The organism is Citrobacter sp. Cpo103, assembly GCF_030332605.1.
Taxonomy (GTDB): Bacteria; Pseudomonadota; Gammaproteobacteria; order Enterobacterales; family Enterobacteriaceae; genus Citrobacter; species Citrobacter portucalensis.
This window is the reverse complement of record NZ_JAOWHO010000032.1, coordinates 199,169-214,815: the sequence shown is the minus strand read 5'-3', so window position 1 is coordinate 214,815 and position 15,647 is coordinate 199,169. Positions and strand designations below refer to the sequence as shown.

13 protein-coding genes are annotated in these 15,647 nt (G+C 52.2%); 7 read left to right on the top strand and 6 right to left on the bottom strand.

The features are described from left to right. Positions 1 to 147 precede the first annotated feature (147 nt). Positions 148 to 1,434: a C4-dicarboxylate transporter DctC gene (gene dctA, locus OGX89_RS13665; protein ID WP_003827429.1), complete on the top strand. Its 1,287-nt coding sequence runs from the start codon at positions 148 to 150 to the stop codon at positions 1,432 to 1,434. 221 nt (positions 1,435 to 1,655) lie between these two features. Continuing rightward, on the top strand, positions 1,656 to 3,149 hold the full coding sequence (locus OGX89_RS13660) for a M16 family metallopeptidase (RefSeq protein ID WP_003827432.1): 1,494 nt from the start codon (positions 1,656 to 1,658) through the stop codon (positions 3,147 to 3,149). A gap of 99 nt (positions 3,150 to 3,248) precedes the next feature. On the opposite strand, the gene kdgK is transcribed toward OGX89_RS13660, so the two are convergent. Beyond that, entirely contained in the window at positions 3,249 to 4,178 is a 930-nt protein-coding gene (gene kdgK / locus OGX89_RS13655) for a 2-dehydro-3-deoxygluconokinase (RefSeq protein WP_003827433.1), read from the bottom strand. 230 nt (positions 4,179 to 4,408) lie between these two features. On the opposite strand from kdgK, the gene pdeH reads away from it, so the two are divergent. Together pdeH and OGX89_RS13645 are read left to right on the top strand one after the other, a co-directional pair. Next, complete coding sequence (gene pdeH, locus OGX89_RS13650; RefSeq protein ID WP_003827436.1) at positions 4,409 to 5,176, top strand: cyclic-guanylate-specific phosphodiesterase; 768 nt, start codon at positions 4,409 to 4,411, stop codon at positions 5,174 to 5,176. Positions 5,177 to 5,254: 78 nt separating this feature from the next. Then, positions 5,255 to 7,315 carry an AsmA family protein gene (locus OGX89_RS13645; RefSeq protein ID WP_126956449.1) on the top strand — a complete coding sequence of 687 codons (2,061 nt, stop codon included), beginning with the start codon at positions 5,255 to 5,257 and terminating at the stop codon, positions 7,313 to 7,315. An 83-nt stretch (positions 7,316 to 7,398) separates the two neighbouring features. Here OGX89_RS13645 and OGX89_RS13640 read toward each other — a convergent pair whose 3' ends face one another. The 3 genes from OGX89_RS13640 to OGX89_RS13630 form a co-directional block, all read right to left on the bottom strand. Further along, complete coding sequence (locus OGX89_RS13640) at positions 7,399 to 8,721, bottom strand: MFS transporter (protein WP_003023312.1); 1,323 nt, start codon at positions 8,719 to 8,721, stop codon at positions 7,399 to 7,401. 333 nt (positions 8,722 to 9,054) lie between these two features. Beyond that, positions 9,055 to 10,056: an inner membrane protein YhjD gene (gene yhjD, locus OGX89_RS13635; RefSeq protein WP_063941879.1), complete on the bottom strand. Its 1,002-nt coding sequence runs from the start codon at positions 10,054 to 10,056 to the stop codon at positions 9,055 to 9,057. Between the two features lie 71 nt (positions 10,057 to 10,127). Beyond that, entirely contained in the window at positions 10,128 to 11,027 is a 900-nt protein-coding gene (locus tag OGX89_RS13630) for a LysR family transcriptional regulator (RefSeq protein ID WP_003827442.1), read from the bottom strand. A 119-nt stretch (positions 11,028 to 11,146) separates the two neighbouring features. On the opposite strand from OGX89_RS13630, the gene OGX89_RS13625 reads away from it, so the two are divergent. Next, positions 11,147 to 11,905: an SDR family NAD(P)-dependent oxidoreductase gene (locus tag OGX89_RS13625; RefSeq protein ID WP_003827444.1), complete on the top strand. Its 759-nt coding sequence runs from the start codon at positions 11,147 to 11,149 to the stop codon at positions 11,903 to 11,905. Positions 11,906 to 12,275: 370 nt separating this feature from the next. Next, positions 12,276 to 12,881, top strand: a complete 606-nt coding sequence (locus OGX89_RS13620; RefSeq protein ID WP_003827446.1) for a helix-turn-helix transcriptional regulator — start codon at positions 12,276 to 12,278, stop codon at positions 12,879 to 12,881. Positions 12,882 to 12,896: 15 nt separating this feature from the next. On the opposite strand, the gene OGX89_RS13615 is transcribed toward OGX89_RS13620, so the two are convergent. Then, positions 12,897 to 13,247: a glycoside hydrolase family protein gene (locus OGX89_RS13615; protein WP_003827448.1), complete on the bottom strand. Its 351-nt coding sequence runs from the start codon at positions 13,245 to 13,247 to the stop codon at positions 12,897 to 12,899. A 71-nt stretch (positions 13,248 to 13,318) separates the two neighbouring features. Next, positions 13,319 to 13,873, bottom strand: coding sequence for a GNAT family N-acetyltransferase (locus tag OGX89_RS13610; protein WP_126956445.1), 555 nt, complete (start codon positions 13,871 to 13,873; stop codon positions 13,319 to 13,321). Positions 13,874 to 14,040: 167 nt separating this feature from the next. On the opposite strand from OGX89_RS13610, the gene OGX89_RS13605 reads away from it, so the two are divergent. Then, positions 14,041 to 15,630 carry an STY4199 family HEPN domain-containing protein gene (locus OGX89_RS13605; protein WP_063941877.1) on the top strand — a complete coding sequence of 530 codons (1,590 nt, stop codon included), beginning with the start codon at positions 14,041 to 14,043 and terminating at the stop codon, positions 15,628 to 15,630. The last annotated feature ends 17 nt before the right edge of the window (positions 15,631 to 15,647 follow it).

Here is a 15,647-nt window from a genome sequence, read left to right as displayed (position 1 = left end):
GCTTGTGCGAGCCAGCTCAAAATTTTTAACATTTCTGTATCAATTATGATCCAGGTACATTTCTGTCAAGTTGTGTGGGTGTTACCTTAAGGCCGCAGGTTAAACAAAACCTTACAAGACCTGTGGTTTTTACTTTAAGGACACCCTATGAAAACCTCTATATTCAAAAGCCTTTACTTTCAGGTCCTGACAGCGATTGCCATAGGTATTCTCCTTGGCCATTTCTACCCTGAATTAGGCGCCCAAATGAAGCCGCTTGGTGATGCTTTCGTTAAGCTCATCAAGATGGTCATCGCACCTGTCATCTTCTGTACTGTCGTTACCGGCATTGCAGGCATGGAAAGTATGAAAGCCGTAGGCCGCACTGGCGCGGTTGCACTGCTCTATTTTGAAATTGTTAGTACCATTGCGCTGATCATCGGCCTCATCATCGTCAACGTGGTGCAACCCGGTGCCGGGATGAACGTCGATCCGGCGACACTGGATGCCAAAGCGGTTGCAATGTACGCCGAACAGGCAAAAGACCAGGGGATCGTAGGTTTCCTGATGGATATTATCCCGGCGAGTGTCATTGGCGCGTTTGCCAGCGGTAACATCCTGCAGGTATTGCTGTTTGCGGTAATGTTTGGTTTTGCGCTGCATCGTCTGGGCAGCAAGGGCCAGATGATTTTCAACGTGATTGAAAGTTTCTCGCAGGTTATTTTCGGCATCATTAATATGATCATGCGCCTGGCGCCGATCGGTGCTTTCGGTGCTATGGCCTTTACCATCGGTAAATATGGCGTCGGAACGCTGGTGCAACTGGGTCAGCTAATCATCTGCTTCTACATCACCTGTATTCTGTTTGTGGTGCTGGTGCTGGGTTCAATTGCCCGCGCAACTGGCTTCAGTATCTTTAAATTCATCCGCTATATCCGTGAAGAACTGTTGATCGTTCTGGGGACTTCTTCTTCCGAGTCCGCGCTGCCGCGTATGCTCGATAAGATGGAAAAACTGGGCTGTCGGAAGTCGGTTGTCGGATTGGTTATACCCACGGGCTACTCGTTTAACCTTGATGGGACATCAATCTATCTGACAATGGCGGCGGTGTTTATCGCTCAGGCAACCAACAGCCACATGGATATCTTCCATCAGATAACCCTGCTGGTGGTGCTTCTGCTCTCCTCAAAAGGTGCAGCGGGTGTGACCGGGAGTGGCTTTATTGTTCTGGCCGCGACTATCTCTGCGGTGGGTCACTTGCCGGTTGCTGGTCTGGCGCTGATTCTTGGTATTGACCGCTTCATGTCTGAAGCCCGTGCGCTGACCAACCTGATTGGTAACGGTGTTGCAACTGTTGTTGTGGCTAAATGGGTGAAAGAATTGGATACCAAAAAGCTGGATGACACGTTGAATAATCGTGCGCCGGATGGCAAAACGCACGATTTATCCTCTTAATCTCGTCACTTATGCCCGTAGTCCCTTCCAGGACTGCGGGCGTTTGCGCATAATTACCCCCTGTGCCTGAAACCGTCGATTCGGCGGCTCGGGATTTTTTCACTTCTTCCGTGACATTTTTATGTTCTCGCGGTCTAACACGAAGTGTTTTTAACGTCATATTCAGAGAGTCCTTTCGAGGGCTGTCTTTTTATTTCCAGGATAGTTGATCAGGGGTTCACATGCAGGGCACAAAAATTCGACTTTTAGCGGGCGGCTTGCTGATGATGGCCACTGCCGGCTATGTGCAGGCAGATGCGCTCCAGCCTGATCCAGCATGGCAACAGGGCACGCTGGCAAATGGTTTACAGTGGCAAGTGTTAGCCACTCCCCAGCGCCCGAGCGACCGTATTGAGGTTCGCCTGCTGGTTAATACCGGTTCACTCACCGAAAGTGCGCAACAGAGTGGTTTCAGCCATGCGATCCCGCGTATCGCGCTGACGCAAAGCGGTGGCCTCGATGCCTCGCAAGCCCGTTCACTGTGGCAGCAGGGGTTCGATCCCAAACGTCCCATGCCGCCGGTTATCGTTTCCTATGATTCCACGTTGTATAACCTCAGTCTGCCTAACAGCCGTAACGATCTACTGAAAGAGTCACTTTCTTATCTGGCGAATATCTCCGGTAAACTGAGCATTACCTCTGAAACGGTCAATCATGCGCTGAATAGCGAAGATATGGTTGCAACCTGGCCGTCAGATACCAAAGAAGGGTGGTGGCGTTACCGTCTGAAGGGATCGACCCTGCTGGGGCACGATCCCGCCGATCCGTTGAAAACGCCTGTAGATGCGTCGAAAATTCAGTCTTTCTACCAGAAATGGTATACCCCGGACGCGATGACGCTGATCATCGTCGGTAACGTTGATGCACGCAGCGTAGCTGAGCAAATCAATAAAACCTTTGGCGAGTTAAAAGGAAAACGCGAAACGCCTGCACCGGTACCCACGCTCTCTCCGCTGCGAGCAGAAGCCGTGAGCATTATGACCGATGCGGTACGCCAGGATCGCCTGTCTATTATGTGGGATACGCCGTGGCAACCGATCCGTGAATCTGCCGCGTTATTACGTTACTGGCGCGCTGATTTAGCGCGTGAGGCGCTGTTCTGGCACATTCAGCAAGAGCTAACCAAAAACAATGCCAAAGACATTGGCCTCGGATTTGACTGCCGGGTGCTGTTCCTGCGCGCGCAGTGCGCGATTAACGTTGAGTCGCCGAACGATAAGCTGAACGCCAATCTGGGTACGGTTGCGCGTGAGCTGGCGAAAGTGCGTGATAAGGGACTGCCGGAAGAAGAGTTCAATGCGCTGGTAGCGCAAAAGAATCTGGAACTGCAGAAGCTGTTTGCCACCTATGGTCGTACCGATACCGATATTTTGATCAGCCAGCGTTTGCGCTCGCTGCAAAATCAGGTGGTGGATATTGCGCCTGAACAGTACCAGCGTTTACGCCAGAGCTTCCTCAACAGCCTGAGCGTTGAGATGCTGAATCAGGACCTGCGTCAGCAGCTATCGCAAGATATGGCGTTAATTCTGCTGCAGCCGAAGGGCGAACCTGAATTCAATATGAAGGATCTGCAGGCGACGTGGGATAGCATTATGGCGCCCGTTACCGCAGCGGCAACGTCTGTTGAAACGGATGAATCACACCCTGAAGTGACGGATATCCCGCCTGTACAGTAAAGGGTATCGTAACCTGTAGGCCGGGCAAGCGAAGCGCTCCCGGCTTACCCAGTGCCGGATGCGGCGTTAACGCCTTATCCGGCCTCCAGGAACAATAAATTATTGCGGCATGGCGTCGCGGGGGATAATCGCCCCACGATGCTGAATGACGGTGCTTGCCGTCAGGTGGCCTCGTTTTGCGGCTTCGGCGGCATCGCCACCGGTCAGACGGACCGCCAGATACCCGGCGCTGAAGGAGTCTCCGGCCGCAGTGGTATCGATCACTTTCTCTTTCGGCAATTTAACGGCCGGAATGTCGATCAGTTCTTCGCCTGCAATGGAAACCAGGCAAGAGTCTGCGCCACGCTTCACAACCACTTCCTGTACGCCAGCCGCGTGAGTACGGGCAATTACCTCGGCAACGGGTTTTTCACCCCACAGTGCGTCTTCATCGTCCAGCGTCAGGAATGCGATATTGGTGCATTCCAGCATTTGCTGATACACCTGCTGGGTTTCTTCTTTGCTGCTCCACAGACGTGGGCGGTAGTTATTGTCAAAAATGACTTTTCCACCGTTGGCACGGCATTCACGCAGCAACGACAGCAGCTTGTCACGACTTGCCGGGCTTAAAATCGCCAGGCTGATTCCGCTCAGATACAAGTAGTCAAATGTCGCCAGCTCTTCGCAAATCGCGGCAGACTGCTCGCTCTCCAGCCAGAATTTTGCGGCGGCTTCATTACGCCAGTAATAGAAGGTGCGCTCGCCAGTGCTGTCGGTCTCAATGTAGTAGAGACCCGGCAGGCGGTTTTCCATGCGCTGGGTTAATGAGGTGTCCACGTTTTCACCCTGCCAGGACTCCAGCATTTGTTGGCTAAAACTGTCGGTACCCAGTGCAGTCACATAGTGTACGGAAAGTGCCGCCGCATCGACCTGACGGGCGATATAAACGGATGTATTCAACGTGTCGCCACCGAATCCGCGCTGAACGTCAGCGCCTTTCTGTGACAGCTCAATCATGCATTCGCCAATCACGGCAATCTTTCTGGACATAGTCGTAACCTGCTCTGAAAAAAATTAGCGTTAGTGTGCGCTGTGGGTGTTAAGTGGTCAACTATATTAAAACATCGTTCCATTATTTTTTTGAGCCAGCACGTGTTCTGCGTTGTTTTTGCCGCTTAGTTTTTATTTTTGCGCACAGCTGAACGTAAAGTTCTTCCTCTGAGCGCCGATAACCTTTGACGAGTCCGGTCAGTCACACTCTTATTTACAGGACATCTCAGATGATAAAGCAGGTTACCCAGCAGCTCATTACGCCCGATGCGAGTATTGAAAGCTTGCTGGAAAGACGCTATTGGCTGCAGTGCGAGCGTGCTTACACCTACCAGCCAATTTACCAGACCAACGGACGGCTGATGGCCGTTGAACTGCTGACCGTCGTGAGCCATCCTGATAACCCTTCCCAACGTATTGCACCAGACCGCTATTTTGCTGAAGTGGCTGTACGGCATCGTGTTGATGTAGTGAAAGAGCAACTTCTGCAGCTTGAGCTGAAAGGGGGCTTTTTCAGAGCCAACAACCTGCTGGCTTCTGTGAACGTCGACGGACCAACGCTCATTGCGATGCGTCAGGATCCCGAAATCCTGAAAATCATTGAAGGCCTGCCGTGGCTGCGTTTTGAGCTGGTGGAACATATCCGCTTGCCGAAGGGGGCGTCGTTCGCCTCAATGTGCGAGTTCGGTCCGCTCTGGCTGGATGACTTTGGTACCGGAATGGCGAACTTCTCGGCGCTTAGTGAAGTGAGTTATGACTATATCAAAGTGGCGCGGGATCTGTTCGTCATGCTGCGCAAGACGCCGGAGGGACGTAATCTCTTCACACTACTATTACAGCTCATGAACCGCTATTGCCGCGGTGTCATTGTCGAAGGCGTTGAAACGCTGGAAGAGTGGCGTGATGTGCAAAACTCACCGGCTTTCGCGGCCCAAGGCTATTTTCTCTCTCGTCCAGTGCCCCTGGATACCCTCGAAGACGTAATTCTGTCACTTTGATGAGGGCGTAGCGCACCTCCTTTTCATCCTGCTGGACTATCTTTAGGACAGGCAAGGAAGGAAGTAAGGAGGTTAGACATGACGAGAACAGGTAAAATAACCACTTCAGTAATAGGGGTTTTCTTGTTGTTGATCGTCGTACTCATCATTGTGATTGCGACATTTGACTGGAACCGGCTCAAACCGACCATCAACCAGAAAGTCTCTACAGAACTCAACCGGCCCTTTGCTATACGGGGTGATCTGGGTGTGGTTTGGGAACGCCAGAAGCAGGAAACTGGCTGGCGTAGCTGGGTTCCGTGGCCGCATGTTCATGCTGAAGATATCATCCTCGGCAACCCGCCGGACATTCCCGACGTCACCATGGTGCATCTCCCGCGCGTTGAAGCTACGCTCGCCCCGCTGGCACTGCTGACAAAAACTGTCTGGCTCCCGTGGGTCAAGCTGGTCAAACCCGATGCGCGGCTGATCCGCCTGTCGGAGAAAAACAATAACTGGACCTTTAACTTAGCTGGGGACGAAAACCGCGATCCTGATGCGCCGCCATCCGCATGGTCTTTCCGGCTGGATAACATTCTGTTCGACCAGGGACGTATCGCTATTAACGATAAGGTGACGAAGTCGGAGATTGAGATCCTGGTCGATCCGCTGGGTAAACCGTTGCCCTTTAGCGAAGTGATCGGCGCAAAAGGTAAAGAGAGCAACGCCCGCGTCGAGGACTACGTGTTTGGGCTGAAAGCGCAAGGGCGATATAACGGCGAACCGCTAAGCGGTAGCGGAAAAATAGGCGGAATGCTTGCGCTGCGTGGCGAAGATACGCCTTTCCCGATTCAGGCTGATTTCCGTTCGGGCAATACGCGCGTAGCGTTTATCGGCACGATAAACGATCCGATGAACATGGGCGGGGCGGATCTGCGGCTTAAATTCTCGGGAGATTCGCTAGGGGATTTGTACGATTTGACCGGCGTACTGCTCCCGGATACGCCGCCGTTTGAAACCGACGGACGTCTGGTGGCGAAAATTGACCCGGAAAAATCCTCTGTTTTTGATTATCGCGATTTCAATGGCCGTATTGGCGACAGCGATATTCACGGAACGCTGGCCTACACCACCGGTAAGCCGCGACCCATGCTGAAGGGCGATGTGGAATCACGCCAGCTGAGGCTGGCCGATTTAGGGCCGCTGATCGGGGTGGATTCAGGTAAAGGGGCGGAACGGGCAAAACAATCTGAACAGCGCAAAGGTGAGAAGAGCGTTCAGCCTGTGGACAAGGTCTTGCCGTATGACCGTTTTGAAACCGATAAATGGAACGTGATGGACGCTGACGTGCGTTTCAAAGGACGGCGTATTGAGCATGGCAGTAGCCTGCCGATCAGCGATCTCTCCACTCATATCATCCTGAAAAATGCCGACCTGCGCCTGCAACCGCTGAAATTTGGTCTTGCGGGAGGCAGCATTGTCTCCAGCATCCATCTGGAAGGAGATAAAAAGCCGATGCGGGGGCAGGCGGATATTCAGGCGCGGCGGCTGAAGCTAAAAGCGCTGATGCCCGATGTGGAACTGATGCAGAAAACGCTCGGTGAAATGAACGGGGACGCCCGGTTTAGCGGAAGTGGAAACTCGGTAGCGGCGCTGCTGGGTAACAGCAATGGCAACCTGAAACTGCTGATGAATGACGGCTTGATCAGCCGGAATCTGATGGAAATTGTGGGCTTGAATCTGGGGAACTATCTTGTCGGGCAGATATTTGGTGATGACGAAGTGCGGGTGAACTGCGCGGCGGCGAATCTGGATATTGTTAACGGCGTGGCGCGTCCGCAGATTTTTGCTTTCGACACGGAAAACGCAGTCATTAATGTCACTGGTACGGCGAGCTTTGCGTCGGAGCAACTGGATTTAACCATCGATCCGGAGAGCAAAGGGATTCGTATTATTACTCTGCGTTCGCCGCTGTATGTTCGCGGCACCTTTAAGAATCCGCAGGCTGGCGTGAAGGCCGGACCGCTGATTGCGCGCGGTGCGGTTGCTGCCGCATTAGCCACGTTAGTCACTCCTGCGGCGGCCTTGTTGGCGCTGATTTCGCCGTCAGAGGGTGACGCGAATCAGTGCCGGACGATCCTGTCACAGATGAAGAAGTGATGTCTGGCCGGATGTTTATCCGGCCTGGATTTCATGCTCAACCCAGGCCGGATAAGATGGTTACACCGCATCCGGCAAAAGAATTACAACGACTGATGGCGGGTTTCGTGGGTCAACAGCAGTGCAATCAGCGTTAACGCCGCCATCGATGCCAGATACGTACCGACAGCCGCCAGACCATAATTCGCCTGCAACCATGCGGCGATGTATGGGGCAACCGATGCGCCGAGAATTGACGAAACGTTGTACGAGAACGACGCCCCCGTATAGCGCACTTCGGTCGGGAACAGCTCCGGCAGCAGTGCGCCCATCGGGCCAAATGTCAGACCCATCAGGCTTAAGCCCAGCAACAGGAAGGCGAACACCAGCACCGGATTGCCAGAGCCGAGCAGCGGTTTAAAGGCAAACAGCGCAAACAGAATGATCAGCGTGGTGATGATAAGCATGCTCTTGCGGCGACCAAACGCATCGGCCAGCAGGCCCGCCACCGGTACCATGACGCCAAAACCAATGACCGCCATCATCAGCATCCACAACACTTCATTACGCGGCAGGCCAAGCCCTACAGGCGCTGCGGCGGTACTGAACGTCATCGAATAGACGGTCATGATATAGAACAGCGTATAGGTCGCCAGCATGATGAACGTGCCGAGGATCGTCACGCGAACATGTTTTGTCAGTAGAGTACCCAGCGGGATTTTCACCTGTTTTTTCGCCGCGGCTACTTTGGCGAAGACCGGGGATTCATGCAACGAAACGCGGACGTACAGACCGATAATCACCAGCACGGCGGAGAAGATGAACGGTACGCGCCAACCCCAGCTCATGAACTGTTCGTCGGTCAACAGCCAGGAGAGCAGCAGGAAAGTGCCGTTGGCGAAGAAGAAGCCGATAGGCGCGCCCAGCTGCGGAAAGGATCCGTACAGCGCGCGTTTGCGCGGCGGCGCGTTTTCCGTCGCCAGCAACGCCGCGCCGCCCCATTCACCGCCCAGACCCAAACCCTGGCCAAAACGCGCCAGCGCCAGCAGCAGTGGGGCGAAAATGCCGATAGTTTCATAGCCCGGCAGCAGGCCAATGACCACCGTCGAAATCCCCATGGTAAGCAGTGAAGCAACCAGCGTGACTTTACGGCCGACGCGATCGCCGAAATGCCCGAATACCGCAGAACCGATCGGTCGGGCCACAAAGGCGATAGCAAAAGTGGCGAGGGACTGTAGCGTAGCCGCGGTCGGATCCCCCTGCGGGAAGAAGATATGCGGGAACACGATTACCGCAGCGGTGGCGTAAATATAGAAGTCGAAGAACTCAATGGCGGTGCCAATGAGCGAGGCGACGACAACTTTATTGCGTGAGTTGACCGGGGTGTGTTCCTGTTCGTTGTCGAGTGTTGTGGCTGTTGCTTGCATAATATTTTCTTATTTTTGGCCGAACGAAAGGTCATATTACGCACAGCAAAAGAGACATTTCAATCTGTAACAAACTTTGAGATCGGTCAAAAATAGAGCAAAAAGGGGATAATTTTTAGGCTTGAGATTTCACTTCCATGAAATGCTTCACATAATTTAAAACTTGGATGATAAAACTGGTTTCTGGTTAAATAAAAGTTACGAGTTGGATTTATTCACTAAATCAGTGAGAGCAGGCGGCATTATAATTGCCGGATGGCGCTACGCTTATCCGGCCTACAAAACTCTCCCGTAGGCCGGATAAGCGTAGCGCCATCCGCCATAAATGATGAATTAGCGGTGGGTTTTCCCCGGCATACGCGGGTCGTCTTTGTATTCCGCCGTGGCAATCCAGGCTGCGCAAAACAGGGTCAGACGAGCGAAGAAGTAGAAGAACGCCATCAGTCCAAGCACGGAACCAAATGCTGCGCCTGACGGCGACTGCACCAGTGATGGCAGCGTATACGTCATGATCATTTTGATGACTTCAAACCCCAGTGCCGCGATAAAGGTACCGCGTATGAGCGCTTTCTTACGCGGTCGGTGACGCGGTAGCCGCCAAAAAATCCAGAAGAACAGCAGGTAGTTGGCGAAAATAGAGATGGTCAGGCCGATCAGCCGCCAGGCGGGTTTCAGCCATTCGATACCGTCGAGATACAGCGCAGAGATAATCATCTGCTGGGCGGAACCGGCGATAGAGGTAATGGACAGAGTAACAATCAGCGCAACCAGTAAGCCAATCAAGGAAACAAAATCACGCAGATATTTGACCCAAATTTTTTCCTGATCCTGCGGCGTACGTTCCCAAACATCCCGCGACTGGGCACGAATCGCTTCGCGCAGGTTCCCCATCCAGTTAATGCCGGAATAGAGCGCGATGCCAAGCCCTACCAGACCTACAGTGGTACGTTGCTGAACGGCGGTATTGATGGTGTTTTTCAGCGTAGAAGCGAGCGTCGGATCGCTGACGTTCAGCAAAATCTTGCTGAAGATATCCTGCAACAGCGTAGGGTGCGAAGCGAGAATAAAACCCGCGGCGGCAAACGACACCATCAGGATTGGGATCATCGACAGAAACGAGAAGTAGGTAATGGCGGCACCAAACTGATTTCCCATACGATCGTTAAACCGCTCTGCGGCACGAATAAGATGGGCGATGATGGGCTGACGTTGAATTTTATCGGCGAAGGTCAGAGCCGTTTTCAGCGCCTGGTTCGCTTTAGCGTTTTTCTCCGGCTCGGCGGAGGCTGGTTTATGTTCTGGCGTAGGGTGTTTTGCGTCTTGTTCCTGCGTCATCCGATCGGTTGTCCTTATTTTGTTCACTCATGACATTATAGCCTGCTCAGGGGCGCATCCTGAAAAATGGACTAATCCACATAGTCTTTCATCACACCAGTCAGCCATTCCATAAACAGATGTACCCGGCGGGAGAGGTTGCGCCGATGCGGATAAAGCAAAGAGACTGGCATTGGCTCGGCGCGATATTGCGGCAACACTTCGACCAGCGTACCGGCGCGCAGGGCATCACGCACGCCAACGCGCGGCACCTGAATAATGCCCAGACCGGCAAGGCATGCCGCGTGATAGGTTTCGGTACTGTTTACCGTTAGCATGCCGCCGGTTTTAACCCATTGCGTGCCATTTTCTGTCGCCACTTCGAAACCTTGCGCACGCGTTCCTAAATTGACCGAGTAGTGCACCACCGCATGCGAGGCAAGATCCTCCAGATTTTCCGGATAACCAAAGCGGGCGAGGTATTGCGGGCTGGCGCAGTTAATCTGCGTGAGTTTCCCCAGCGGACGCGCAATCAGCCCTGAATCTTTCAGCGCGCCCACGCGTACCACACAGTCGAAACCTTCGCGGATCAAATCCACCAGGCGGTCGCTGCTGCTGAGTTCGAGTTCCAGGCCCGGATACTGATGCAAAAAGCTCGGTAAGCGGGGCATCACCAGGTTTCTTGCTACACCGACCGGCATATCAACGCGCAGCTTGCCGCTGATGCTGGACGGATCGTGATGGAACAGCCCATCCAGCTCATCCAGATTACTCAACAGATCTTTCGCGCGTTCGTAATAGATCATGCCGTCTTGCGTGAGCTGAACGCGGCGGGTGGTGCGGTGCAACAACTGCGTGCCCAGATGATTTTCCAGAGCCTGGATCTGGCGCGATACGCTACCTTTAGGAAGTCCGAGGGTGTCTGCGGCGCGCGAAAAGCTCTCCAGTTCTGCGACGCGGATGAACAACTGCATTGCGTGAATTTTATCCATTCTCATGCCCTATTGTTGTTCTAAATGAAACAGTAATGCGCAGTTAGCAGTATTTATTGTTCTTCTATCACCTAATAAGCTTTGTCTCAATCTTCACAACACCTGAAATGAGGTTTCTTATGACGCAACGTATCGCATTGGTGACTGGCGGCGGCCGCGGACTCGGTAAAAACGCGGCGCTGAAGCTGGCGAGTAAAGGAATCGGTATTATCCTGACGTGGAACAGCAATGAAAAAGAAGCGCAGCAGGTTGTGGGTGAAATACGCCAATCTGGCGGTAAAGCGGCGGCATTACCGTTAAATGTCGGCGATATTTCTACATTCCCTCAGTTTGTTCAACAGGTGCAGGGAACGTTACAAACGCAGTGGCAAAGTAACGCGTTTGATTATTTATTGAACAATGCCGGAATCGGCATCAACGCACCGTATCCGGCATTTACTGAAGCGCAATTTGACCAACTTTTGAACATCCATTTTAAGGGGCCCTTTTTCCTGACGCAGAGCCTGCTACCGCTGATAAATAAAGGTGGTCGCATCCTCAATGTCTCTACCGGGCTTGCCCGCTTTGCGCTACCGGGTTACAGCGCATACGCAGCCATGAAAGGTGCGATGGAAGTGCTAACCCGTTATCAGGCAAAAGAGCTGGGAGAGCGCGGCATAACGGCGAATATTATTGCGCCAGGCGCAATAGAAACGGATTTTAGCGGCGGAAATGTGCGGGATAATGCGCAATTGAATGCGTACATTGCATCGCAAACGGCGCTGGGACGCGTTGGTTTGCCTGATGATATTGGCGACGCCATTGCTGCGCTGCTCAGCGATGAACTGGCCTGGATGACGGCACAGCGTATCGAAGTATCCGGCGGAATGTTCCTGTAAACCCATAAGGTGCTTATTCAACAGGTCACGGCATGCGTTGAATAAGCACTTAATGCTAGATTGTATTTTGTAACAGATTTATCCATTGTCGTTGATATCTTATTTTTAGCTAAAAATATAAAATCATATTAATTAATATTCATTGTCTTATCATGAGCATCGAATATTAAGACTTTCCCTAGTTTTCGAACCTGTTTTTGTTCCTTTGTATGATCCTTCGGGTTGAGCTGTAACTATTCATAACTTCTGCTTCTTTCTTCTCTGTCTATCGGTAAAATGGCCCCCGCCAAATGGTGACTTCTTATTTTACCCTATGGGTAATACCCTTCCGCATGTTAAGGCTAATATCCTATTCGGATGGAGATAAATAATGCAGGTAGTAATGTTTGACAGGCAGTCAATATTTATTCATGGAATGAATGTAAGTTTGCAGCAACGTATTCCAGGAGTGGATGTTCAGGGTGTCAGTCAGGCAGATGAACTTTGGCTGACGCTGGAAGATAAACCCGAGGCATTAGTTATATTGGATGGCGACCTTGATGCTGAGTTCTGCTGTAGCTTGCTGCAACAGATAGCAGAGCGCTTTGCGATGGTGAAGGTGCTGGTGACCGCAACGGACTGCCGTAAAAAATGGTTGCAAGAGGTCACTAAACTGAACGTGCTGGCCATTGTTCCGCGCGATTCTGACGCGGAAACCTTTACGCTGGCCCTCAATAGCGTCGCGATGGGTATGATGTTTATCCCCAGAGACTGCATAACCGCTACCGAAAGCGGCGGGCAAAATATCAGATTGCTCAGCGCGCGCCAGCGGGAGATTTTGACCATGCTGGCCGCCGGAGAATCTAATAAACAAATTGGTCGACTGTTAAATATCAGTACCGGAACGGTAAAAGCCCATCTTGAGTCGTTGTATCAGCGCCTGGAGGTAAAAAACCGTACGCAGGCGGCAATGATGTTAAACAACACCATTTACTAGGAACATATTTCACAGTCAGAATATTTCTGGCTGTGAAATAGACACCGGCCAGATATTTTTAGCGCAAAATTGGGTAATTCCCACGCTGAATATCCACGTAATTAATGCTTCCAGCTGAAACCTGTCTTTTATTTGCGTCATTTCCTTATAGATGAATGCCTCGCAGATACTCATATCTGCGAGCAGCAATGTTTCTGCCTGCATCACCGTAATTGGGGTATCAAAGGATTCATTGGCGGAGATTTCGTGCCCGTAACCAATGACCCAGATGCCTTTTTTGTCCTGATACTTTTCCAGCGACAGGCCCTGCCATTGCTTAATAAATGCGATACAGGCGGGCGTGAAATGTGTCGAACGCAGCGGCATAATCATCTCTGTGCAAAGAGACCTATTCTAAAAAAAACACGCCGTTACGCTAGTTGCCTGACAGCCAGTATTTACCGCAAAACGACCGATGCCTTGGGCGGCTGATATTCCTGTTTTAACAGACCAAAAATCCAGTCATCGTGCCAGGTTTGATGTAGCCAGTAGCTTGCGCGTAGCGTGCCTTCATGAATGAACCCGACCTTTTCCAACAGACACCGTGAGGCTTCGTTTCCTGCGGTGACACAGGCGGTCAGTCGCCGCAGACCGCCGCTGGCAAAGGCGTATTCACACACGGCATGCAGAGATTCAGCGCCATAACCTTTACCCTGCGCCTCTGGGGCGAGCAGAAAGCCAACCTCGGCACATTCATTGTTCTCCTGAATGTATCCGGTCACGCCAAGCGGTGCTCCCGATGTCTTATCGCACAAGAGCAGACATAGCCAGTGCGGGCTGCCGGGAAACCATTCAGGCAGGCGGGAGTCGAAGGCTGTCCGTACTTCCTCTTCAGTACGTGCGTCAGCGACAAAACGCATCACATCTGGGTTCTGCTGTAGCGTTAAGAAGAACGTCCAGTCATTTTCTGTCAGTGGGCGGCAGAGCAGACGTGATGTTTGCAGTACAGGCACAGGCTTATCTCCAGAATAATTTTCAATGATTGCGCGGAAGTCACTGTAAAACTTATTTATTTGCTATATGAATGTGTTCTAGTCTACATCGGCACAACGTTGCGTTTAAAAAAGATAATTACATACCATTGTGAGGCCGCACGTTTTGGGTCCTTTTAGGGAAGATGATGACCAATAGCGCGTTACAAGCGACATGTACACCCTTTGAACATTGTCTGGGGATTATCCGCCAGGCGTCGGTAGAAATATTACTGCTTCTAGGCGTACATGCCGCAGAAGGCAAAGACCCGCGGTGGTTTCTCGAACAGCTGGATCAGGCACGACTGAATCTGGGCGGCTGGGGGGCTGTCGCCAGACGGTTGCAGATGAATGATGCGCAATTGAGCCAGTTCACTCTGCGGCTACGTCATCTTCAACAGAGTGTACCCCAATATGAAAATGGCCAGGACGTCAGTGAAAACCAGCTGATTTCAGCGCTGCGCTTTGTGGCTTCTCTGGAACAATTACGCCAGCAACAGCCCATCCTGAAGTATCAAACCGAAATTGCACCTGTGGAGCCGGATGCTCAGATGCGGGCGCAGCGTCAACTTCGCGCAATAGAATTAACCCTCAAATCTCTGATTGCACGGGTATGGCCGGATCAACATCCTCTCAACAGCTTTCTGAAACAGCACTTTGGTGGTGAACGTCTGCGTCGCTGGCTAAAGTTGGGCGAAGGACGAGATGCGCTGGACGGTATGATGTTTAGCGAGCTGGCACTGATGGTCGTCGATAAGAAATTATTCGTTCGCCACTTTACGCAGATTTTTAACGATACTTCAGTGCTCATGTCATTTGTTGAGCCGCGTATCACGCTACGCATGTTTTTGGATGATTGCCGCCTGGCTCGTAACTGCGTTATCGCGCAGCAGCCGCTGACGTCGGTACAACTGATATTGCTGGACTACCAGTACCGACAGATAACTCATCCTGTGCAACGGGCATTTGAAGAACGGCGTACGCGCATTAATCCTGCGTCGTATCTGGAATCTGATGAGGCCATGGTCCGCCAGTTTTGGGAAACAGCAAAGCAAAAAGACGAGCAAGCGGGAGGCGATAAGCATGAAATCGCAGACAGTATTGATCCGCCGGAAAAGCGGGCCAAGCGCACGGCGGAAGAACGTGAACAGCTGATTTCCGGTATGTTGTGGGTAGCGGTCGGCGTGATGGTGCTGGCGATTTCGCTGGGTGCGTTCTGGTTATTCACTTCGCCGGCGCCACAGGCGTCTTCCGGACAGTCCGTTGAAATCGTACAAGAGGAGCCACGGCGTGATGCCCCTAGCGCACGGGAGGCGGTGACCCGAATGGGCATCACCTGGGATGCCTTTAACATGCGGGCGGCTATCGATCGCAATGACACCCGCGTGACGTCACTTTTTCTGCAGGGCGGGATGGACTGGAAGCTGGCGTGGACGGAGCAGGCGTTTTCGGCGGGCAATACTGAGGTGTTGAGACTGCTGCTGCGTTACCCTTCGCAGATGGATGAAAGCAAACCATGCCGACAGTTTATGACTACGCTCAGCCATGCGATGTCGAATGGGGCATCGCTCACTTCGCTGCATAAAAGTTATCTGCAAAGTTTTTGTTCCGTGCCTGCGGTCGTTGCGCGTCAGCAATATGATCTTGAGCAGGCCGAGCTGCGTGTTCGCGCCCAGCCAAGCCCTGAGAACAAGAAATGGCAGAAAATTCACGCCGAGCTGTACGATGCAATTAACTGAAAGCCTGATGACTCAGA